Source organism: Arthrobacter sp. UYP4, assembly GCF_057291175.1.
On sequence record NZ_JBXAVU010000004.1, the window covers coordinates 1 to 20,309 of the forward strand.

Here is a 20,309-nt window from a genome sequence, read left to right on the forward strand (position 1 = left end):
GTCGAGAAGCACCCCCGCTTCCTGGCGGATCTGACCGGAGACGGGCGGGCGGACATCGTGGGGTTCGGTGATGCCGGGGTGTGGGTGTCGCTGAATAACGGCAACGGCACGTTCCAGGCTCCGGTGAAGGTGGTGGACAACTTCGCCTACACGGCCGGCGGGTGGCGGGTCGAGAAGCACCCCCGCTTCCTGGCGGATCTGACCGGAGACGGGCGGGCGGACATCGTGGGGTTCGGTGATGCCGGGGTGTGGGTGTCGCTGAACAACGGCAACGGCACGTTCCAGCCTCCGGTGAAGGTGGTGGACAACTTCGCCTACACGGCCGGCGGGTGGCGGGTCGAGAAGCACCCCCGCTTCCTGGCCGGCTGAGGTCGAGTCGTTCTGCCGCAGAACCGCTTGATACTCCGGCCCGGACGTTTTGACAGTGCTGGGCCGGGGATATGCGCGGTCGGTGGATGAACTCGGAAGCCCATGGCTACGGGGAGCCCTCACGAGACGCAGCAGATGCCGCCTTTCCCTGGCACGAGGATCTGCGTCCGCGCCGGCAACGGGAGCGGGGGCGGGGGGCGGGGGCGGGGGCGGGGGCAGACTTCCTCGTTCGCACCACCGAAGGGAAATCCTTCGCCCACGGGCCCACCCAATCCAGGTGGCGTGATGCCAAGGGCTGGTTCACTTCCCCCATGGCCCTCTCCGGTGAAGGACCTTGGGTAGTAGGTGTCGTCCCTGCGCTCACCTGAACGACTGTTCAGGTGTTGGATGGTTGCGGCTGCCTCGCCGCGGAGGGGAGAGCCAGAGGTGCCAGGCCCACCCCCGGAAGGACGGCAGCAGTGGACACTGTCCAGCCGGCGTGTGCCTCGGATAAGCCTTCACAGACATCACGGCCCTGGTTCTGGAGGATGTTCCCATGTCACTGATTCCCATGTCGCTCTCCGGCACAGTTCTCTTCGACCCAGCGCGGGCAATACCATCGGGCACGGCACTCCACGTGATCGTCGAGGACACCTCCCGCGCAGATGCGGCCGCAGTGGTGGCGGCCCGCCTCTCCCTTACTGCTGAACATCCACCAGGCGTCACGAGTCTGACCTTCGTACTCTCCGTGCCCGAGGTGGACCCCACGAGCCGCTACGAAGTTCGCGTCCACGCCGACCTCGACGGAGACGGCCGCATCAGTCGGGGCGACCAGATCTCCACGGTAAGCACCCCGATCCTGACCGGAGGCCACCCCCGCAACGTGACGATTCGCCTCTCCTCCGTGCAATGACTTCGTGGTCGGCCTGAGCTTCACCTGGGAACGCATGACATATGCAGAAATCATGCACGAGCGACCTGACCGCTAAAGCGCAGTAACGGAGTGGTAACGCTCAGGATGGGGAAATAGGTAGTGGCACCATTCTGTCCGCCCGCGTCGGTCGAACGACGGGAGTGAGGCATTGGAAGGAGGCGCGGACGTTGAGCAGAACTCCGGGAGGCCCCGACAACGCGCAGCGCAGGCGCCTGATGAACACATCCGAATCGGAAAGACTACGGGCCGCGCCACGTAGGGGGGCAACTACAACCGCGAAGGGGGCAGATCTCAGCCACTCGCTGTTGCAGTGGTTTGCCATTATCGCGCCCCTGACCACCGTCGCCACTGCTTTGTCATTCTGGTTCGGCTGGACGATGACGGCGACGCGGACCGCTTATTTCGGCATCGATCAGAGCATTCTGGAGTACTCGACAGTCGATTACCTCCTGCGAAGCGCCGATGCGATAATCGTCCCAGCGATATTGATCCTGCTGGTAGGTGTTGTCTGTATCGGAGTGTACGCCGTGACGGCAAGCATGATCAGGCGGCTGACTGGTCTCGTCCCTTTGAGGATCGGCGCATGGCTACTCCTCCTGGTGGGAACCGTTGTCACATTGCTCGCAGTCTGGTCCATCTTCGAAGAACCACCCTTCGCCACTTTCTTCCTGTTCGAGCCCGCGGTCCTGGGCGGCGGAATCGGGCTTTGCGCTTACGGTTTCTGGGTGCTGCGCTGTCTGTCTGCGCTGAACAATCGAGAAACCAGGCACTTACCCGTGTGGGAGAAGCTCGGCTATGTGTCCGTAGTTCTCCTGGTGGTCGTGGCCCTCTTCTGGGCGTGCTCCTTATATGCAGGAGCGCTGGGTACCGGCCGATCCAGGGAGTACGCCCGAGATTTGTACAAGCGTCCCTCGGTCACTGTTTACAGCTCTCAGTCCCTGGCCATAGGAAGCCCCGTGAAAGAAGAGGTCATATCTTCTCCGGACGGAAAGTATCGTTTCAAATATACGGGACTGAAATTTGTCACCCTGAGTGCGGGCAAGTACTTCCTTCTGCCGGCAGGCTGGTCGAGAACGTCTGGTGTTGCGATAATCCTGGACGACGACGCCGAGAATCGAATCGAATTCAACCCGGGAGGTGGCTAGTCCGATGGAGCCACGGTCGATCGCGAAGTCGGCGGCATTATTCTTGTGCGTCGTGATTGTCGGCGCCTGCGCACCGGAACCAGAAGTCGAGGCTACCGGAACCGATGGTCCCGAGGGTGTCGTGAACCGTGTGAAGATCGGGGAGAGCAGCTGGGTGGTCGACTTCGATGATGGCGGGCCCGTCGCGGAAGCTGGGGCAGTCGAGTCCATCGAGATAAGCAATGACAGCAGTCAGGACATAGTCCCTGACGTAGGTCTGAGTGGGAACGTGTCGTTCATCTTGATCTCGGATGAATGTCTCGAGGTTCTGAAACCAGGAGATTCCTGCATAGTGCGCGGGCAGTGGGTGGAAGAGAGCGTGCGACAGGCAAGCGTGGTTGTTACTGCGTCCACACAGGACGGGGATGCGGAACCGGTAACAAGAAGCATCTCGGTGCCGCTTGAGGCGAACGCCGATAGTCCCTCCGACAAGACAGTCCCACCTTCGCCGTCCACAACTCTCGATCCGTCGCCTTCACCAACGCCGCCCACGACTCTCGATCCGTCGCCTTCACCGACGCCGCCCACAACTCTCCAGCCGTCGCCGCCTACACCGTCCGGGCCGCCGGCGTCCTCGTCGACAGGGCTCCCTCCGCAGCCTGTTCCTGCGGACCCGAGCCCGACTGTCCAAGCGCCACCTATCACCTCGACTCCCAGCAACTGACCTGGCGTCGGGGATGTTGATCCCCCGACACCGCGGGCGCCCTGCGTGACCGCATCAGCCCGGGGCGGCGCCGGCAACGCCGCACAGGTACCGTCGCCGCGCTGCGTCGCCGTCCGCCTGCGCCCTCAGTGCCGGACGTCCCGGGCGGCCAACTCCTTGAGGAGGTCGCGCATCTCGGTGAGCAGCGCCGTGTCGACGGGCAGGGGCTCCTCCGCGGGTTCCTCGGGTGCTGCGAGCGCGCGCAGGCGGGCGGTCGCCCGGTTCATCGGCATCACGAAGAGGAAGTAGACCACGGCTGCGGTGATGAGGAAGGTGACCGCGGCCGTGATGACGGCTCCGATGTCGACGAAGGTGGCGTCGTTCCCCGGGCGGATCCGGAAGCCGAGGCCGACGTCGACCCCGCCCGCGGACGCGATGACCGGCTGGATGATGTTCGCCGTGAACGCGCCGACGAGCGCGGTGAAGGCACTGCCGATCACCACCGCGATCGCCAGTTCGATGACGTTCCCGCGCAGGATGAAGTCCCTGAAACCCTTGATCACGTGATCGTCCCTCTGGTCGGTGGTTCTGCCGGATGTGGCTGTACGGCCCACTCTAGTGAGGCGTCCGGGCGTCCGGGACCACCCGGCATCATGCCTACTCCTGGGAGGTGCCGGCTCCGCGTCCCGAGACGATCAGGTCGACGACGTCGAGCAGTTCGGCGATCTCCTCGGGACTCGTCCGCCCGGAGCCCGCCGAGGCGAAGAAGGCGGCATCGTAGTAGAGCCCGTCGCCGAGCAGTTTGACGGCGCGCGCCGTCGTGCGGTCACCGAGCTGCGCCTCGAGGGCGTCCAGCCATCGCTCCTGGATCTCGGCGAGCGAGGCCTTCGCCGTCGGATGGCCCTGCTGCGCGAGGCGGGCCATCGAGACGAGGGCGCGGTCCAGGGCGCTGTCCTCGAAGACGGAGGTCCTGACGTAGTAGCGTGCCGCTCCGTCCGGGGCCGAGGCCATGGACTCCCGGTCCCGGTCGGCGAGGCCGCGGAGCCGGTCGGCAAGGCCCTCCACCAAGGCTTCCTTGGAGGGGAAGTGGTACAGGAGGCCGCCCTTGGAGACGTCGGCGGCGGCGGCGACCGCCTCCATGGTGGCGGCCCGTTCGCCGTCACGGATCAGCGCGTTCTCGAAGCTGTCGAGGATGCGCTCGCGGGAAGTTGACACCCCACGATGATACCGGTCACTTTTGTTGTACTGTACCGGCCGGACGGTATAGCTTAGAGGGATGACAACACCCTCCCCCTCCGCACGTGTGTCCGAGGTGAACCCGCGTGCCGTTCCTTCCTCCCCCGTATCCCTTGCCGGCCGCCGCGAATGGTTCGCCCTTGCCGTGCTGATGCTGCCGGTGCTGCTGGTCTCGGTCGACAACACCGTGCTGAGCTTCGCGCTGCCCGAGATCTCCCGCCACTTCGCGACGAGCGGCACGACGCTCCTCTGGATCGTCGACAGCTACCCCCTCGTCCTGGCGGGACTGCTCGTGGCGATGGGCAGCTTCGGCGACCGCTTCGGCCGGCGCCGCCTGCTCATGATCGGAGCGGCCGGCTTCGCCCTCTTCTCCGTCGTGGCCGCCTTCGCACCGACCGCCGGATTCCTCGTCGCGGCACGCGTGGGCCTCGGCGTCTTCGGTGCCATGCTCATGCCCTCGACGCTCTCGCTGATCCGCAACATCTTCGCGGATCGCAACCAGCGGCGCGTCGCCATCGCCGTCTGGGCCGCCGGCTTCTCGGCCGGCGCGGCCCTCGGCCCGCTGCTCGGCGGCGCCCTGCTCGAGCACTTCTGGTGGGGCTCCGTGTTCCTCCTCGCCGTGCCCGTGCTCGTGCTCATGCTCGCGCTGACCCCGGCCGTCGTGCCCGAATCCAGGGACGCCACCCCGGGCCGCGTGGACTACGCCGGCATCGTCCTGTCCATCGCGACCATGCTGCCGGTCGTCTACGCCATCAAGAACCTCGCGAAGGGCGGACCGCTGCTCGTCTCGGTGACGGCCGCGTTCATCGGCCTCGCTGCCGGCACGGCGTTCGTGGTGCGCCAGCTGCGGCGTCGCGATCCCATGCTCGACGTCCGCCTGTTCAGGGTCCGCGCCTTCACCGGGGCCGTCCTGGTCAACCTGCTCGCGATCTTCTCGCTCGTCGGCTTCCTGTTCTTCGTCTCGCAGCACCTGCAGCTGGTCCTCGGGTACAGCCCCCTCGATGCCGGGCTCGTCCTGCTGCCGGGCCTCGTGGTGACGATCATCGCCGGCCTCGCCGTCGTGCCGCTCGCCCGCAGGCTGCCCCCGCACGCCGTCGTCCCGGTGGCGCTGCTCTTCTCGGCGGCCGCCTACTCGATGATCGCCCTGCTGGGTGAGGGCGGATCGGCAGGGTTCCTGATGATCGCCTTCGTCATCCTCGGCATCGGCGTGGGCGCGTCGGAGACGGTCTCGAACGACCTCATCCTGTCCTCGGTGCCCGCCGCGAAGGCGGGTGCGGCGTCCGCCGTCTCGGAGACCGCCTACGAGGTGGGCTCGGTCCTCGGCACAGCCGTGCTCGGCAGTATCCTGCTCGCGTCCTACCAGCAGAACCTGCGGCTCCCTGCGGGCCTCAGCTCGACGCAGGCGGACACGTCCACCGAGACCCTCGGCGGCGCCGTCGAGGTGGCGACGCAGCTCGGCCCCACGAGCGCGTCCCTGCTCCGGGACTCGGCCTTCTCCGCCTTCGACAGCGGCGTCACGGTGACCTCCGGGATCGCTGCCCTGCTCATGGTCGGGGCATCGGTCCTCGCGGCGTGGAGCCTGCGCGGCGAGGCCAGGGCCGCGGCGGTCGAGCCCCGCCCGTAGGACGACGGCGGCGGCGCCGGTGCTTCCGGCGCCGCCGCGAGCCACCCCGCCCCTACAGCGGCGGGGTCCGCGGCGGGGCCGAGCGTCGCGACCCCGTGGCCTCGAAGGCGGCCGCGAGGCGCAGCAGTTCCGTGTCGCTGTAGGCGGGGCCGGCGAAGGTCAGCCCCACGGGCATCCCGAGGTCCTGCGCCACCCCCATCGGCACGGTGACCGTCGGTATGCCGAGGTGCCGGGGCACGAGGTTGCCGTTCGACACCCAGACGCCGTTCCGCCAGGCGATGTCCGCCGATGCCGGATTCGTATCGCTGTCGGACGGTCCGACGTCCGCTGCCGCCGGGAAGACGACGGCATCCAGCCCGAGACCGGCCATCCACTCGTCGAGGTCCACGCGGCGTGTCTCCTCGAGGCCCCGGAGACCCTCCTCGAGGTGCGGGATGTCCACGAGCTTCACCGCACCGTGCCGCCGGATCAACTCGGGATATGCCGCGATGTCGTCGTCGAAACCGCTGTACCGGTCCGGAAGTGCCCCGCCGTCCGGCGGGAAGATCGTTGCACCGTCGACGTCGGCGAGGGAGTCCAGGGCCGGGTCGCCGTTCGCCTGCAGGAAGTCGTGCCAGGCCCACGCGGACAGGTCGAGGATCTCGCTCTGCAGGAACTCGGAACTCACCAGCCCCCGAGTCGTGATCGTGGGAGCACCGGGACGGTCGCCCTCGTAGTTGGAGACGACGGGGAAGTCCACCTCGACCACGTCCGCCCCGGCCCGCTCCAGGTCCGCCCGGGCGGCCGCCCACAGGTCGAGGACGGAGGCCCGGGTGCGGATAGCCCGGCCCGTGGGCCCTCCGATGTCGGCGGACGGGCCGGTACCGGCCTCGGGGTCCCCGTTGATGTACATGCGCGGCACGCCGAAACGCTTCCCGGCGAGGTACCCGCGTGCCTCGTCGGCGTCGCGCGGAGCGAGGGAGACGTACGAGTCGGGCCGGAGGGCCGACGCGGCGGGGATGTCGATCCACGGCTGGGCGCGCCAGAAGTCCCCGCGTGCATCGTCGTCGTCGGCGACGACGACGTCCAGGATCTCCAGGAGGTCGGCCATGGTGCGGGAGTGCGGCACGACGACGTCCATGGTCGGCACGAGCGGCCAGTTCCCCCGGACGGAGATCACGCCGCGGGAGGGTGTGTAGGCGCAGAGGCCGTTGTTCGAGGCCGGTGACCGTCCGGAGGACCAGGTCTCCTCCGCCAGCCCGAAGGCCGCGAAGCTCGCGGCGGTCGCCGTCCCGGAGCCGTTGGACGACCCCGAGGCGAACGCGGCAGTGAGGTAGCCGGCGCTGTAGGGGCTCTCCGCCCGCCCGTAGAGACCGCGCTGCATGCCGCCGTTGGCCATGGGCGGCATGTTCGTGAGGCCTACGAGGACGGCTCCGGCGTCGCGCAACCGGCCGATGGTGAAGGCGTCCTGCTGCGCGACCAGGTCGCCGAAGGCGGGAGAGCCGGCGGCTACGGTCAGGCCCTTCACCTTGTAGCTGTCCTTCGCGGTGTACGGGACACCGTCCAACGGCCCCCGCACCGTTCCGCGTGCCCGCCGCTCGTCCGAGGCCCGGGCCTCCTCGAGGGCGTGCGGATTCAGGACGACGAGCGCATTGAGGCGTATCCCGCCCCGGTCGTAGGCCTCGATCCGGCGCAGGTACTCGGTGACGAGCTCCTCGCTGGTCGTCCGGCCGGCGGCCAGGGCCTCGCGCAGGTCCCGGATGGTGGCTTCGACGACATCGATCGGCATCACTGCTCGCCCCCTCGCGCTCGCGGCTGCTGCTGCGTGATGCAGTGGATGCCGCCGCCGAAAGCGAAGATGTCGCGGGCGTCCACCAGTTCGATCGTCCGCCCGGGGTAGGCCTCGGCGAGGATGCCTGCCGCCACCTCGTCCCGGGGATCGTCGAAGGCGCAGAGGACGACGACGCCGTTCGCGACGTAGTGGTTGATGTAGGACCAGTCGACGAACTCCCCGTCGTCCCGGATCGCGGTGGGTGCGGGCACGTCGACGATCCGCAGGGGGGCGCCGTCGGCGTCGACGGCTGCGGCGAGGACGGATCGCAGCCTGCGCGTCACCTCATGGTCCGGGTGCTGCGGGGCGTCCTGCCGGTGGAGGAGCAGCGTCCCGGCGGCCGTGAACGCGGCGACGATGTCCACGTGGCCCCGCGTGCCGAACTCGTCGTAGTCCCGCGTCAGCCCGCAGGGCAGCCAGACGGCGTGCCGGGTGCCCAGGCGGGCGTGGAACTCGGCTTCCACCGACTCCTTGGTCGCGCTCGGATTCCGGCCCGGGTCGAGCTGGACGGTGTCGGTCAGCAGGACGGTGCCTCGCCCGTCGACGTGGAATCCTCCGCCCTCGTTGACGAGGTCACTCGTCGTCGCGCCCACCCCGGCGAGCCGTCCGACGGCCGCCGCGACCTTCGCGTCCTCGGTCCAGGCGGCCCAGTGCTGCGCTCCCCACCCGTTGAAGACCCAGTCGACCGCCGCCACTCCTCCGCCCGGCTCCTGGACGAAGGTGGGGCCGGAGTCGCGCAGCCACGCATCGTCGAGGGGCACCGCCTCGACGGTGATGTCCTCTCCCAGCATGCCGCGCGCCCGGTCCAGGTCTGCCGGATCGGCGAGGACGGTGACCGGCTCGTACCGGGCGATGGTCTGCGCCACGCGGACCCAGGCCCTGCGCGCCCGGTCCAGGCTAGCGCTCCCCTGCTCCCCGAAGGTGTCGTTGGCGGGCGGGAACGCCATCCACGTCCGGGCGTGGGGCTCCCATTCGGCGGGCATCGTGGCACCCGGCGCTGGAAGGGTCCCGGCTTCCTGGGGGACGGTCGAGGAGGGGGAGGAGCCCACGGGATCTTCCTTTCGGGGTGCGGATGGATGACCTGCGCCACAAAATGAATGGCGTTCATTATTGCGGCAACTCTAGAGGACGTGGTCGAGGGTGCACAAGCCGGAGATACCCGGAGAAGCCTCACCGATAGCGGCGGGCGTCCGCGGCCTCGGGCGCGAAGACGCCGACCTGCAACCCGATGACGGGGGCATGCCAGTCCGAGACGGGGGACACCTGTCCGGTCAGTCGCTCCCTGAGCCAGCCGCTGAGGTCGCCCGTCGCCCGCGTGCCGTCGATGACGTCAGCCAGGGGGTAACCCCCGGTCCGGGGGACCTGGACCTTGGTGCCGTCGAGGAAGGAGACGATGACCTTGACCCTGGCATGCCCACGGCACTCCCGCTCGGCCTGATCGGCCTCGTGCCGCAGGGCGGTCAGGGCGTGGTCGAACACGATGCTCCCGCGGTCGAAGGACGGGTGCGCCGGCCGGGCGACCGAGTGGAACGCGACCCAGTGGAGTGGATGCACGTCCGAGACGACGGTCACCGCTCCTGCCCTTGCCCTGATCTGCAGCCACACGAGGTCGTCCGGGACACCGTTCAGTTCGGCGAGGACGGGACGTACGCCGCAGGCCTCCCAGAGCGACGCGATGCGGTGGTGGAGCGCCGGGACATCAGGGCAGGTCACCGTGAACCCGTCCTCAGCTGCCTCGACATCCACCTTGAAGACCAGCATGCCCTACCACCTACGGGACGCGGACGACGTCCCTTACGTCGAAAATAGGCTCCTGCGGGGCGTGGGTCCAGTACTTTGGCGGGTCGGCTTTCCGATTGAAGCCCGGCGGGGTCCTATCCGACGGGACCGGGGCCGAACTCGACCTGTACGGTGAGGCCGCCGCCGGGGGTCCGGGCGAAGGCGAGGCGTCCGCCGTGGGCCTGCGCTATCCGCATGCAGGTCGCGAGGCCGATCCCGGTGCCGGACGGATCCCCGTCACGGCCGAGGCGCACCAGCGGCTCGAGGACGCGGTCGTAGTCCTTCGGCGGGATGCCCTTCCCGTTGTCGGCCACCTCCAGGCGCCAGGATCCGGGCGTGGCGATACCGCTGATGCGTACCTCCGGTGGGATGCCGGGACGCGCGTAGGCGACGGCGTTGGCCACCAGATTCTGGATGAGGACGCGCAGCTGCTCCCGATCGGCGCTGGCCGAGAAGTCCTCGGTGTGGATGCGCACGCCGTCCACGTGGTGCCCCAGGTCGTCGACGGCGGCCTGGACCACGGCCGCGAGGGAGACGGTCTCCGGATGCGCGGCCCCGCCGACCCGCGAATAGCCGAGGAGGTTCTCCACCATGGAGGACATGCGGAGGGCGCTCGCACCGATGCGCTTGAAGTACGTGCCCGCAGGGCCCTCCTGCAGGTCGGGCTCGTCCTCGGCGAGCTCCGCGAGTCCGACGACGTTGGTCAGGGGTCCACGCAGGTCGTGACTGATCCGGCCCGCGAATTCGCCGAGCAGTTCATTGCTGCGCTGCAGCTCGGAGATCGTCGCGTCGAGCTGGCGTGTCCGCAGCTGGAGGTCGAGGACGTCGACCACCTGGGCGGCCAGGGTCTCGAGTCCCACCGTCTGCTGTCCGGTGAGGCTGCCCGGCTCCTCGTCGAAGATGCAGAGGGTGCCGAGGGGTACGCCGTCCGTCGTCAGGAGAGGCGTGGTGGCATAGAACCGGACGGCCCCGAAGCGACCGTCCACGAAGGGGTTCGCCCGGAACCGTACGTCCTCGCTGCAGTCCTCCACCACGACGGTGGAACCGTACTTGAGCACCTGCCCGCACAGCGAGTCGTCCCGCGCGCACATGAGCGGCTCGAGTCCCAGCGCGGCGATCTGGTGGAACTCGTCCTCGGTGATCACGTTGATGGCCCCGTACCGGGCGTTGCAGAGCTGGACGGCGAGCGCCACGAGATTCTGCAGGGCGGCCGGGGCGTTCGAGGCAGCGGCCGGCTGCGGCAGGGAACCGGCGGGCGCCACCTCGCCCAGGGCCACGCCCAGCCCGTACCGCGAGAGCAGGTCGGCGTGCCCGGAGCCTCGGTCAGCCTTCTGCAGGGATGCCTGATCGGTCATGTCGCGAACGTCCTCCCAGTAGCAGCGCGCGGTGATCTGCCTCCTAGGGTAGTCCCCGGCATCCACGCGGACAGCGAACACGCGGCCTCCCCGGCCGGCTGCTCACCAGGATCGGGGACAATGGGGATGTGGCCCTGTTAACCGAATCCCCCGTCCTCGACGCCGACGCCGTCCGCCGCGAGGCCGGACGCCGTCGCACCTTCGCCGTCATCTCCCACCCCGACGCCGGCAAGTCGACCCTCACGGAGGCCCTCGCACTCCTCGCCCGGGCCATCCAGGACGCCGGTGTCACGCACGGCAAGTCGAGCCGCCACGCGACCGTGTCCGACTGGATGGGCATCGAGCAGGAGCGCGGCATCTCGATCAGCTCGGCCGCGCTGCAGCTGACCTACCGCGACACCATCCTGAACGTCGTGGACACCCCCGGCCACGCCGACTTCTCCGAGGACACCTACCGCGTGCTCGCCGCCGTCGACTCCGCCGTCATGCTGATCGACGCCGCGAAGGGCTTCGAGCCGCAGACCGTGAAGCTGCTGGCCGTCTGCAAGGCCCGCAACATCCCGATCATCACCGTCATCAACAAGTGGGACCGGCCGGGCCTGGACGCGCTGGGGCTGATCGACGACGTCGGCGAGCGCACCGGCATGACGCCTGTCCCGCTGACCTGGCCGGCCGGGATCGCCGGCGATTTCCAGGGGCTGCTGGACCTCCGGGCACAGCGGGCCATCGCCCTCGAGGCCGTCGAGGCGGGCGCCCAGGCTGCCGAGGAGACCGACGTCGACATCGACACCCTCGACCCGCGTGATGCGGGTCCGTGGGTCGACGCGCGTGAGGAGTCCGGCCTGGTCGAGTCCTCGAACGGCTCCTTCGACCGCGAGGAGTTCGAAGCCGCGCGGCAGACGCCCGTCCTGTTCGCGGCGGCCGCCAAGAACTTCGGCGTCTCCCAGCTCCTCGACATCCTCGTGGATGTGGCACCCTCGCCCTCGCCGCGTCCCTCCAAGGAGGACGAGCCCCGGCCCATCGACGCGCCCATGTCCGGTTTCGTCTTCAAGGTGCAGGCCGGCCAGGACAGCGCGCACCGCGACCACATCGCCTACCTGCGCATCTGTTCCGGCACGTTCGAGCGCGGCATGGTCATCACCAACCAGCGGACCGGCAAGCCCTTCGCCACGAAGTACGCGCACCGCGTCCTCGGCCGCAGCCGCGAGGTGGTGGACACCGCGTGGCCGGGCGACGTCGTCGGCCTCGTGAATGCCACGAGCCTCCGCGTGGGCGACAGCCTCTTCGCCGAGCAGCCCGTGCAGTTCCCCGACATCCCCCGCTTCTCCCCCGAACTCTTCGCCGTCGCCCGGGCCAAGGATCCGGGACGCTACAAGCAGTTCCGCCGCGGCATCGAGCAGCTCGAGCACGAGGGTGTGGTGCAGGTGCTGCGCTCGGACCTCCGAGGCGATCAGGCGCCCGTCCTGGCCGCCGTCGGTGCCCTGCAGTTCGAGGTCGCCGCCGAGCGGCTCGGCACCGAGTTCAATGCGCCGACGTCGCTGGACCACCTGTCCTACACGCTCGCGATGCGCGTGGCGCCCGAGAGCCAGGGCGTGCCGCAGACCTTCCGCGGCGGTGAGATCATGTTCCGGTCCGACGGCGAGATCGTGGCCGTCTTCGGTGACAAGTGGAAGGTGGGGCACTTCAGGAAGGACTTCCCCGACGTCGTCCTCGAGCCCATCGGTGCCGCCGTCGACCAGTAGAGCGTCGGTCAGTAGCTCCCGGACGCTCCGCCGCCGCTGAAACCGCCGCCGCCGTTCATGGAGGAACCCGACGAGTGGCCAGCGGTGCCGCCGGAGTAGAGCGCGGGGTTCGCCACGTAGAGGGGCAGCCAGAGGGCCGGGTTGCTCACGGCGTCACTGCCACGGTTGCTGTACCGGTACTTCCGGTAGGCGTCGCGCTGCTCCTCGGTGAGCCGGAGATCGGGGTCCGATTCCTCGGCGCCCCGGAGTTCCTCGTCGGCGCGTCGACGACGGCGGCGGGAGTCCGCGACGATCCACCCGATGACCGCTGACAGCAGGAGGGCGATGCCTCCGCCCACCCAGGCGAACAGCACCCAGTCGAAGGGCTCCTCCTCCGGTTCCGAGCCCTCCGCGTACAGGTACACCTGGTCCACGGCCTCCGTGAGCCCCCGGGCGTAGTCCTCATCGGCGAAGGCCGGTTCGAGGACGTCCTCGACGACGTCCTCGGCGTCGTCGTCCGAGAAGGCCTCCCGCACGCCGTCGGCCGTCTCGATGCGCAGTTCCCGCTCACCCGTGTCCGCGACCAGGAGCACGCCGTTGTCGGCGCCCTCGTCGCCCACCTGCCAGGCGGTGCCCACCGCGCGCGCGTAGTCCTCGATGGACCCTCCGGCGCCGTCGACCGTCAGGACGGCGACCCGCGCGGCACCGGTGGTGCTGTTCCGGCGCTCGATGAGGGCGTCGAGGTCCTTCTCCTCGCCCGGCGTGAGGATCTCGGCGGCGTCCAGCACGTTGCCCTGGACCGGGCGTTCGGGGACATCGGCCGGCCGGCTACCACCGCACCCCGTCACCAGAAGCACCAGCGCCGCGGTCACCGCGCCGGCCCGCCGTCGTCTTCCCGGAATCATCAGCACTCCCCCACGGTGTGGCCCTTCGATGTCTCCATTATGGACCGGCCTGCCGTCAGCGCGACCCCATGGAGAGCAACCCGTTCCGGATACCCGGGAGCACGGCGTGCAGCCGGTCGCGCGAGCCGGTCTTCTGCAGCAGCCCGGCGAGGTGGTACGTGATCGTCGTCTGCTCCACGAAGCGCCGGGCGGAGATCCGGCCGGAAGGACAGTGGGCCCGGGCAGCGCCTAGCTGTTCCGTCCCCGCGCCGTGACCGCCCAGCGTCCCTGTGCGGCGCCGTCGCGCACCACCTGCACCTCGTCCACGAGGTTGATCGTCATGCAGACATGGTTCGGGACCACCCGCAGCCGCGAGCCCAGCGGTGGAAGCTCCCGGCCGGAGGGCCACTCGACGGTGGCGTGGTGCTCGGACAACGCCACGATGCGCGCGTCGTGGTGGTCGAGCAGCCTGCCGTGCCCGGTGGCCCAGGCGGCGCGGTCGCTGCCCAGTACCTTGCTGCCGGCATCCAGGATGAAGCGGTCCGGGCCTCCGTCCGCGCCCCGCCGGTGGCTCACCACCGTACTCTCGATGCTCAGCGCGATGTCCGTTGGCCGGCAGTTGCCGAGCTCCCACTGCTGCGCGTCCCCGAATACGTACACACCGGGGCGCAGTTCCGTCAGGGTGTCGCCCGAGGACAGGGGCGCCGACGGCGTGGACCCGCCGCTGACGGCGGGATCGCTGAAGCCTGCGTCGAGAAGGGCCGCCGCGGCGGCGGACAGGGCGGCCTGCTCGTCGGCGACCGCGGGACCCGCTGCTCCGGGGCCGTAGCTGTGGCCCGGGAAGGTGAAGACGCCGCGGACCTCCAGTCCGGCGGATGCGGCGGCCCTGGCGACCCCGACGGCCTCCCCCGGCAGGACTCCGCTGCGGTGGTGTCCGCTGTCCAGCTCGATGCGGACGCCGATGCGGGCGGCACCGGGCCCGAGGCTGCGGGCCAGCTGCAGGGCGCCCTCCGCCGAGTCGACGCCGACCTGGACGCGGGCGCGGTCGGCCAGCGCGAGCAGGCGCCCGGCGTCCCGCTCGTCGACCCACAGGGGGTAGGCGATGAAGACGTCCTCGATGCCGCGGGCGACGAAGGCCTCGGCCTCGCCGATGGTCGCGACGGTCAGGCCGACGGCACCCGCGGCGACCTGCAGGTGCGCGATCTCGGCGATCTTGTGGGTCTTGGCGTGCGGGCGCAGCGCGATCCCCCGCTCCCGCGCGGAGGTCGCCATGGCGGCGATGTTCCGTTCCAGGACGTCGAGATCGACGACGACGGCGGGCGTTGCGACACTGCCGGTGGCCGGCGGGATCCTGCCGCTCACGAGTCGAAGTGTGTCTCTGGGAGTTCCTGCCCGATCGAGGTGACCACCGCTGCTGCGACGTCCGCGAGTTTCTTGTTCCGGCCGCTGGACGCAGCCTTGAGGATGGTCATCGCGGTGTCGTGGCTGCACCGGTTCTGCCCCATGATGATGCCCGCCGCGACGTCGATCGTGGTGCGCGAACTCATCGCGGCCCGGAGCTGGTCACCGGTGTCGGAGAGGTGCGCGACGCGGACAGCCATGCGGAGGGATTTCGAGGCCTCCCGTGCGAGGTCGACGGCGGCGGCGATGGCGGCCTCGTCGAAGGCGTTCTCCCGGGTCGAGTACAGGTCCAGACCGGCTGCGGCGAGTCCGTCGAGCGGGATCGGCACTCCGATCGCCGAGCGGACACCATGGTCGGCGATGGCCCTGGTGTACTCCCCGAAGCGGGACTCGCTGCGGAAGTCCGGCACCACGTAGACCTGGCCCTCGCGTGCGGCCCGGATGCACGGGCCGTCGTCGAACTGGTACTGGACCTCGTCCATCAACCGCGCCTGCTCGCTGCTGCTCGCCACGTTTCCCTTGGCGCGCGACCGGAGGAGGGTCACCCCGCAGAACACCTCGCTGCCCTCCGACGACAGCGCGTCCGCAGCGAGCTTCGCCAGCCCGTCGAGGAACTCGTTCACGTCGGAGCTCTCCAGCACCATGTCCTGCAGCATGCCCGGCAGGGACACTTCGCCGAGTATCTGGTCGTCAGCCACCGGGATCCACCTTCTGCTCGCATCGGGCCGCCGGTACACGGCCCATCGTCCGCCACGCTACCCGCACGGCAGGCCCACGGGAAACAATCGTCGACCTTCCGCATCCGGTCGTCAGGCGGGCCGGGATCAGGGTGGGGCGGAGTCGGACCGGGCGGACCCAGGACCGACGACGGCGGCGCGACGAGCCGCTTCCGGCCCGCCGCGCCGCCGCCGGACGCGGATCGGAGGAACTAGGAGGCGCGACCGGCCGGGGTGATCCCGCCGGAGCAGGCAGCGCCGGGCTCGCGCGTCTGCTCGCCCTGGATGTACTTGTCGAGGAAGGTGGCCAGACGCGCGTCGTCCGCGGAGTCGACCTCGAGCTGCAGGCCCCAGGCACTGGCGGCGACCGGGGTGCCGAGGTCCGGGTAGGGGCTGAGCAGCACGTAGGAACGCGTCCCCACGAGTTCGGTCAGCTTGTCGATCTCCTCCTGCCCGATCTCCGGGTCGTAGGTGATCCAGACGGCTCCGTGCTCCATGGAGTGCACGGAGTTCTCATTGGGCACGGGCTCCGTGTAGACGCCGCAGTTGGTCCAGACGGGGCTGTGGTCCCCGCCGACGGGGGGCGACTGCTCGTACTCGACCGGGCCGTCGACGTGGTTGAACGTCACGTCGGGGTATTCCTGGATCCCCTCGATGGGCTGCGAGGCGGCAGCCTCACGGTCCCGGTTCACCTGCACCTGGTTCACGATGACGAGGGTCACGGCGATGATGACCGCGAGGATCACGGCTCCGATACCACCGAAGATCAGGGCGTTGCGCTTGCGTTCACCGGCCCGCTGCTGGGCCTGGATGGCGGCCAGGCGCGCCTGGCGGTCCTGGTTCTCCTGGGAACGTTTCTTGTTCAACGAGATGTCCTTCGGTGCTGGAGTGGCTGCGGCGTACACCGCGGATCGGATTGCGCCGGAAACAAATGTACCGGCGGGTCGCGCCAGTCCTCGAACCCGACCCAGCGGGTCGCGGCCCGGACGGGCGGCCTAGAGGGCGTCGAGCATGCCCTGCATGAGCGTGATCTCGGCCTGCTGGCCGGACTGGATCTTGGTGGCCAGTGACCGGACCTGGCTCGTCTCCGCGAGTTCGGCACCCGCCTCGGCCATCTCGACGCCGGCCGTGTGATGGTTGATCATCAGCGTGAGGTAGAGCCTCTCGGCGTCCTCGCCGTCGGCGGCGCGCAGTTCCTCGAGCTGGGCCTCGGTCGCCATCCCGGGCATGAGGCCGTCGGCGGTGAGCATGGACGCACCGTCCCCCGAGCCCATGTCCATGCCGCCGTGGTCACCGGATCCCGCGGCCATCCACTCCATGCGGGGTTGCGGGCTGCTCTGGCCCAGCCCCCACTCCTCGAGCCAGGCGTACATCTGCCCCGCCTGCTGCTGCTGGGTGAGTGCGATGTCGTAGGCGATCGCGCGGAGCGTCTCGTCGGTGGCGCTGTCACGCACGATCATCGACATCTCGACGGCCTGGTTGTGATGCACCTGCATGTCCCGGGCGAATCCCGCATCCGCGCTGTCCCTGCCCGGATACGAGGGCCCTGCCGAGATGCGTCCTGCGGTGAAGGCCAGCGCGAAGAGGGCGAGTACCGCGATCGCGGCGAGGATCAGGAGCACTCGTTTCTGCCAGCCGGACAGCGAGAGGGTCATGGACGTCCTTGGATTCGGAGGTGTGCCGGTCAGCCACCCTACGGTGTCCGGCTGGGCGTTTCCTCGACACGGGAATATCCGGTCGGAGTGGCGGCTTATACCCCCTGAGGGTATCGTAGACGACATGCGAGGAGCGAATCGATGACCACCGAGACCACAACGGACGGGACCACGGCACCGCACGGCTACACCGCCGACAAGGACGCCTACCTCAAGCGGCTCCGCCGTATCGAGGGCCAGGTGCGCGGCATCGCGCGGATGGTCGACGAGGACAAGTACTGCATCGACATCCTGACCCAGGTCGCAGCCGTCAACAAGGCACTCCACGCGGTCTCCATGGGACTGCTCGAAGAACACATCTCACACTGCGTCGTCGGAGCAGCCCAGGAGTCCCAGGTCTCCGGCAACGACGACGCCGTCCAGGAGAAGGTCCAGGAAGCGACGGCCGCGATCGGCCGGCTCCTGCGCTGATCCGCCACCATCCACCCCGATCCGAGGAGAACACCATGACCACCACCACGATCAACATCACCGGCATGACCTGCGGCCACTGCGTCAGTGCCGTCGCGAGCGAGCTGTCCGGGCTCCCCGGCGTCGAGACCGTCGACGTCGACCTCGTCAACGGCGGGACGTCGACCGCCACCATCTCGTCCTCCGCGCCACTGGATGCCGCCTCGATCGACGAAGCCGTCGCCGAGGCCGGTTACACCGTGGTGCCCGCCGGGTCCTGACATGGCCACGCAGCAGATCCCGGCGCAGGGCGCCGACCAGGAGCAGCGCGTCGTCGAACTGTCCATCCAGGGCATGACGTGCGCGTCCTGCGTGGGCCGTGTCGAGCGGAAGCTCGGCAGGCTCGACGGCGTCGAGGCGAGCGTCAACCTGCCACTGGAGAGCGCCGTGGTCAGGGTTCCCGCCTCCATCAGCGACCAGGACCTGATCGACACCGTCACAGCCACCGGATACGGAGCCCACGTGGTGCATCCCGACCGACCGGGCGGGGACGCGCACGACCACGAGCACACGCCGTCCCTGCTCGGGGCCCGGCTGGTGCTCGCCGCACTCCTGTCCGTGCCGGTCCTGTTGATCTCCATGGTGCCCGCACTCCAGTTCGCGAACTGGGGGTGGGTGGTCTTCGCGTTGTCCGTCCCCGTGGTCACCTGGTCGGCGTGGCCGTTCCACCGGGCCGCCGCCGTCAACGCACGGCACCTGTCCTCCACCATGGACACCCTCGTGTCCATCGGCGTCACTGCGGCCTTCCTCTTCTCGGCCTGGCAGCTCGCCGCCGATCCCACCCTGACGCAGCACCCCGGCATGGCCGGCATGGACGCGCATGCCCTCTACTTCGAGGTGGCCGCCGTCGTCGTGACGTTCCTGCTGCTCGGCCGCTTCCTCGAGGCGTCGGCCAAGCAGCGGGCCGGGAACGCCCTGAAGTCGCTCCTGAGCCTCGGCGCCAAGGAAGCGCATGTGCTCCGCACCGTCGACGGCGAGCGCATAGAGGTCACCCTGCCCGCCGACACGCTGATGCCGGGCGACGAGTTCGTGGTCCGTCCGGGCGAGAAGATCACCACCGACGGCGTGGTCACCGAGGGCGCCGGCGCCGTCGACACCGCACTGCTCACGGGAGAGAGCATCCCGGTCGAGGTGACCGCGGGCGACGCCGTCACGGGTGCCACGATCAACACCTCGGGCAGGCTCGTGGTCCGCGCGACGCGCGTCGGTTCCGACACCGTGCTCTCGCACATGGGCCGCCTCGTCAGCCAGGCGCAGAGCGGGAAGGCCCGGATCGCCCGGCTCGCGGACCGCATCAGCGCCGTCTTCGTCCCCGTGGTGCTCGTCCTCGCGATCCTCACCTTCGTGCTCTGGCTCGTCCTCACGGGCGACCTCGACGCGGCCTTCACCGCGGCCGTCACGGTCCTGGTGATCGCCTGCCCCTGCGCCCTGGGCCTCGCGACGCCCACAGCTCTGCTCACCGGCACGGGCCGCGGCGCGCAGCTCGGGATCCTCATCCGCGGACCCCAGGTCCTCGAGGACACCCGGACCGTGGACACGATCGTGCTGGACAAGACCGGCACGGTCACCACGGGCGCCATGGCCGTGGACGACGTCGTCGTGCTGTCCGACATGGACGCCCCCGGCCTGCTGCGCCTCGCGGGCGCCGTCGAGGCCGCGAGCGAGCACCCCATCGCCCAGGCGATCGCCCGGCACGCCGCCGCGCAGGGCAGGCTCCCGGAGACGACGGGCTTCTCCAGCGCTCCCGGCGGCGGCGTGCGCGGCGAGGTCGACGGCGTGACCGTCACGGCCGGCCGGGCAGCCTGGCTGGAGGAGAACGGGATCCGCCCCACCGGTGAGCAGACGGCGGCCTTCGGCACCGCCGAGGACGCGGGAGCGACGGCGGTGTGGGTGGCCGTCGACGGCGACGTCGCAGGCATCATCACCCTGTCCGACACCGTCAAGGAGGGTTCCGCGGCCGCGATCGGACACCTGCGCCGGCTCGGGCTGCGGCCCGTCCTGCTCACGGGCGACAACCGTGCCGTGGCCCTGCAGGTGGCTGCCGCGGTGGGGATCGACGCCGTGGACGTCCGCGCCGGGGTGACTCCGGCGGGCAAGGTCGACGCCGTGCGCGAACTGCAGGCGGCAGGGGCGACCGTGGCCATGGCCGGCGACGGCGTCAACGATGCCGCAGCGCTCGCCCAGGCGGACCTCGGCATCGCGATGGGATCGGGTACCGACGTCGCCATCGAGGCGGCGGACCTCACCGTGATGGGCAACAGTCTGGAGCAGGTCGCCCAGGCGATCGAGCTCTCGCGCCGGACGCTGGGCACCATCAAGGGCAACCTGTTCTGGGCCTTCTTCTACAACGCCGTGGGCATCCCCGTCGCTGCACTGGGCCTGCTCAACCCGATGCTCGCGGGGGCGGCGATGGCGGCGAGTTCTGTCCTCGTGGTCGCCAATTCACTGAGGCTGCGCAGCTTCGGGCGGTGATCCCGCCGGCCCGTGCCGGCACCCGATCGGCTCCTGC

The 20,309-nt window shown here is 69.6% G+C and carries 20 protein-coding genes; 8 read left to right on the top strand and 12 right to left on the bottom strand.

Annotated elements, in window-relative coordinates; all coding sequences use genetic code 11:
• From AC0Z9V_RS13975 to AC0Z9V_RS13985, 3 genes are all read left to right on the top strand, one after another.
• On the top strand, positions 1-369 hold a 369-nt coding region (locus tag AC0Z9V_RS13975), incomplete at its 5' end, for an FG-GAP repeat domain-containing protein (RefSeq protein ID WP_485141885.1).
• Between the two features lie 535 nt (positions 370-904).
• Positions 905-1,261: a YbaY family lipoprotein gene (locus AC0Z9V_RS13980; protein ID WP_459269004.1), complete on the top strand. Its 357-nt coding sequence runs from the start codon at positions 905-907 to the stop codon at positions 1,259-1,261.
• 236 nt (positions 1,262-1,497) lie between these two features.
• Positions 1,498-2,427, top strand: a complete 930-nt coding sequence (locus AC0Z9V_RS13985) for a hypothetical protein (RefSeq protein WP_459269003.1) — start codon at positions 1,498-1,500, stop codon at positions 2,425-2,427.
• Between the two features lie 828 nt (positions 2,428-3,255).
• Here the strand turns inward: AC0Z9V_RS13985 and mscL are convergent.
• Together mscL and AC0Z9V_RS13995 are read right to left on the bottom strand one after the other, a co-directional pair.
• Positions 3,256-3,672, bottom strand: coding sequence for a large conductance mechanosensitive channel protein MscL (mscL, locus tag AC0Z9V_RS13990; protein ID WP_133081553.1), 417 nt, complete (start codon positions 3,670-3,672; stop codon positions 3,256-3,258).
• A gap of 94 nt (positions 3,673-3,766) precedes the next feature.
• On the bottom strand, positions 3,767-4,324 hold the full coding sequence (locus AC0Z9V_RS13995) for a TetR/AcrR family transcriptional regulator (protein WP_485141886.1): 558 nt from the start codon (positions 4,322-4,324) through the stop codon (positions 3,767-3,769).
• A 61-nt stretch (positions 4,325-4,385) separates the two neighbouring features.
• Here AC0Z9V_RS13995 and AC0Z9V_RS14000 point away from each other — a divergent pair, with 61 nt between their 5' ends.
• A complete protein-coding gene (locus AC0Z9V_RS14000; protein ID WP_485141887.1) occupies positions 4,386-5,969 on the top strand; it encodes an MFS transporter in 1,584 nt (527 codons plus the stop codon).
• 52 nt (positions 5,970-6,021) lie between these two features.
• Here AC0Z9V_RS14000 and AC0Z9V_RS14005 read toward each other — a convergent pair whose 3' ends face one another.
• From AC0Z9V_RS14005 to AC0Z9V_RS14020, 4 genes are all read right to left on the bottom strand, one after another.
• Positions 6,022-7,737, bottom strand: coding sequence for an amidase (locus AC0Z9V_RS14005; RefSeq protein WP_485141888.1), 1,716 nt, complete (start codon positions 7,735-7,737; stop codon positions 6,022-6,024).
• The gene (locus AC0Z9V_RS14010) at positions 7,737-8,762 is read right to left on the bottom strand and encodes an agmatine deiminase family protein (protein ID WP_485142056.1); all 1,026 of its coding nucleotides are present in this window, start codon (positions 8,760-8,762) and stop codon (positions 7,737-7,739) included. Before AC0Z9V_RS14010 ends, AC0Z9V_RS14005 begins: the two co-directional genes overlap by 1 nt.
• A 187-nt stretch (positions 8,763-8,949) precedes the next feature.
• Complete coding sequence (locus AC0Z9V_RS14015; RefSeq protein ID WP_208740286.1) at positions 8,950-9,540, bottom strand: hypothetical protein; 591 nt, start codon at positions 9,538-9,540, stop codon at positions 8,950-8,952.
• A gap of 113 nt (positions 9,541-9,653) precedes the next feature.
• Positions 9,654-10,913, bottom strand: coding sequence for a GAF domain-containing sensor histidine kinase (locus AC0Z9V_RS14020; protein ID WP_485141889.1), 1,260 nt, complete (start codon positions 10,911-10,913; stop codon positions 9,654-9,656).
• Between the two features lie 128 nt (positions 10,914-11,041).
• On the opposite strand from AC0Z9V_RS14020, the gene AC0Z9V_RS14025 reads away from it, so the two are divergent.
• Entirely contained in the window at positions 11,042-12,655 is a 1,614-nt protein-coding gene (locus AC0Z9V_RS14025; protein ID WP_244186106.1) for a peptide chain release factor 3, read from the top strand.
• 8 nt (positions 12,656-12,663) lie between these two features.
• Here AC0Z9V_RS14025 and AC0Z9V_RS14030 read toward each other — a convergent pair whose 3' ends face one another.
• The 6 genes from AC0Z9V_RS14030 to AC0Z9V_RS14055 form a co-directional block, all read right to left on the bottom strand.
• The gene (locus AC0Z9V_RS14030) at positions 12,664-13,539 is read right to left on the bottom strand and encodes a TPM domain-containing protein (protein ID WP_485141890.1); all 876 of its coding nucleotides are present in this window, start codon (positions 13,537-13,539) and stop codon (positions 12,664-12,666) included.
• A 55-nt stretch (positions 13,540-13,594) separates the two neighbouring features.
• Positions 13,595-13,717 (bottom strand): hypothetical protein, encoded by a 123-nt coding sequence (locus tag AC0Z9V_RS14035; protein WP_459287881.1) that lies wholly within the window; start codon positions 13,715-13,717, stop codon positions 13,595-13,597.
• Between the two features lie 50 nt (positions 13,718-13,767).
• Positions 13,768-14,880, bottom strand: a complete 1,113-nt coding sequence (locus tag AC0Z9V_RS14040) for an alanine racemase (protein WP_244186108.1) — start codon at positions 14,878-14,880, stop codon at positions 13,768-13,770.
• On the bottom strand, positions 14,877-15,617 hold the full coding sequence (locus AC0Z9V_RS14045; protein ID WP_485141891.1) for an ANTAR domain-containing protein: 741 nt from the start codon (positions 15,615-15,617) through the stop codon (positions 14,877-14,879). Before AC0Z9V_RS14045 ends, AC0Z9V_RS14040 begins: the two co-directional genes overlap by 4 nt.
• 230 nt (positions 15,618-15,847) lie before the next feature.
• Positions 15,848-16,501, bottom strand: coding sequence for a thioredoxin-like domain-containing protein (locus AC0Z9V_RS14050; RefSeq protein WP_459287887.1), 654 nt, complete (start codon positions 16,499-16,501; stop codon positions 15,848-15,850).
• A gap of 129 nt (positions 16,502-16,630) precedes the next feature.
• Positions 16,631-17,290 (bottom strand): DUF305 domain-containing protein, encoded by a 660-nt coding sequence (locus AC0Z9V_RS14055; RefSeq protein ID WP_485141892.1) that lies wholly within the window; start codon positions 17,288-17,290, stop codon positions 16,631-16,633.
• A 141-nt stretch (positions 17,291-17,431) separates the two neighbouring features.
• Between AC0Z9V_RS14055 and AC0Z9V_RS14060 the strand changes: the two genes are divergently transcribed.
• Genes AC0Z9V_RS14060 through AC0Z9V_RS14070 form a run of 3 tightly spaced genes read left to right on the top strand, consistent with a single transcriptional unit; the run spans position 17,432 to position 20,272 of the window.
• Entirely contained in the window at positions 17,432-17,761 is a 330-nt protein-coding gene (locus AC0Z9V_RS14060) for a metal-sensing transcriptional repressor (protein ID WP_133079876.1), read from the top strand.
• A gap of 35 nt (positions 17,762-17,796) precedes the next feature.
• Positions 17,797-18,021 (top strand): cation transporter, encoded by a 225-nt coding sequence (locus tag AC0Z9V_RS14065; protein ID WP_133079877.1) that lies wholly within the window; start codon positions 17,797-17,799, stop codon positions 18,019-18,021.
• A 1-nt stretch (position 18,022) separates the two neighbouring features.
• Complete coding sequence (locus tag AC0Z9V_RS14070) at positions 18,023-20,272, top strand: heavy metal translocating P-type ATPase (RefSeq protein WP_485141893.1); 2,250 nt, start codon at positions 18,023-18,025, stop codon at positions 20,270-20,272.
• Positions 20,273-20,309 lie beyond the last annotated feature (37 nt).

Coding starts and splice junctions, on each gene's coding strand:
- AC0Z9V_RS13980 (WP_459269004.1), top strand. CDS start 905: ATGTCACTGATTCCCATGTCGCTCTCCGGCACAGTTCTCTTCGACCCA.
- AC0Z9V_RS13985 (WP_459269003.1), top strand. CDS start 1,498: ATGAACACATCCGAATCGGAAAGACTACGGGCCGCGCCACGTAGGGGG.
- AC0Z9V_RS14000 (WP_485141887.1), top strand. CDS start 4,386: ATGACAACACCCTCCCCCTCCGCACGTGTGTCCGAGGTGAACCCGCGT.
- AC0Z9V_RS14005 (WP_485141888.1), bottom strand. CDS start 7,737: ATGCCGATCGATGTCGTCGAAGCCACCATCCGGGACCTGCGCGAGGCC.
- AC0Z9V_RS14010 (WP_485142056.1), bottom strand. CDS start 8,762: ATGCCCGCCGAATGGGAGCCCCACGCCCGGACGTGGATGGCGTTCCCG.
- AC0Z9V_RS14015 (WP_208740286.1), bottom strand. CDS start 9,540: ATGCTGGTCTTCAAGGTGGATGTCGAGGCAGCTGAGGACGGGTTCACG.
- AC0Z9V_RS14020 (WP_485141889.1), bottom strand. CDS start 10,913: ATGACCGATCAGGCATCCCTGCAGAAGGCTGACCGAGGCTCCGGGCAC.
- AC0Z9V_RS14030 (WP_485141890.1), bottom strand. CDS start 13,539: ATGATTCCGGGAAGACGACGGCGGGCCGGCGCGGTGACCGCGGCGCTG.
- AC0Z9V_RS14055 (WP_485141892.1), bottom strand. CDS start 17,290: ATGACCCTCTCGCTGTCCGGCTGGCAGAAACGAGTGCTCCTGATCCTC.
- AC0Z9V_RS14060 (WP_133079876.1), top strand. CDS start 17,432: ATGACCACCGAGACCACAACGGACGGGACCACGGCACCGCACGGCTAC.
- AC0Z9V_RS14065 (WP_133079877.1), top strand. CDS start 17,797: ATGACCACCACCACGATCAACATCACCGGCATGACCTGCGGCCACTGC.
- AC0Z9V_RS14070 (WP_485141893.1), top strand. CDS start 18,023: ATGGCCACGCAGCAGATCCCGGCGCAGGGCGCCGACCAGGAGCAGCGC.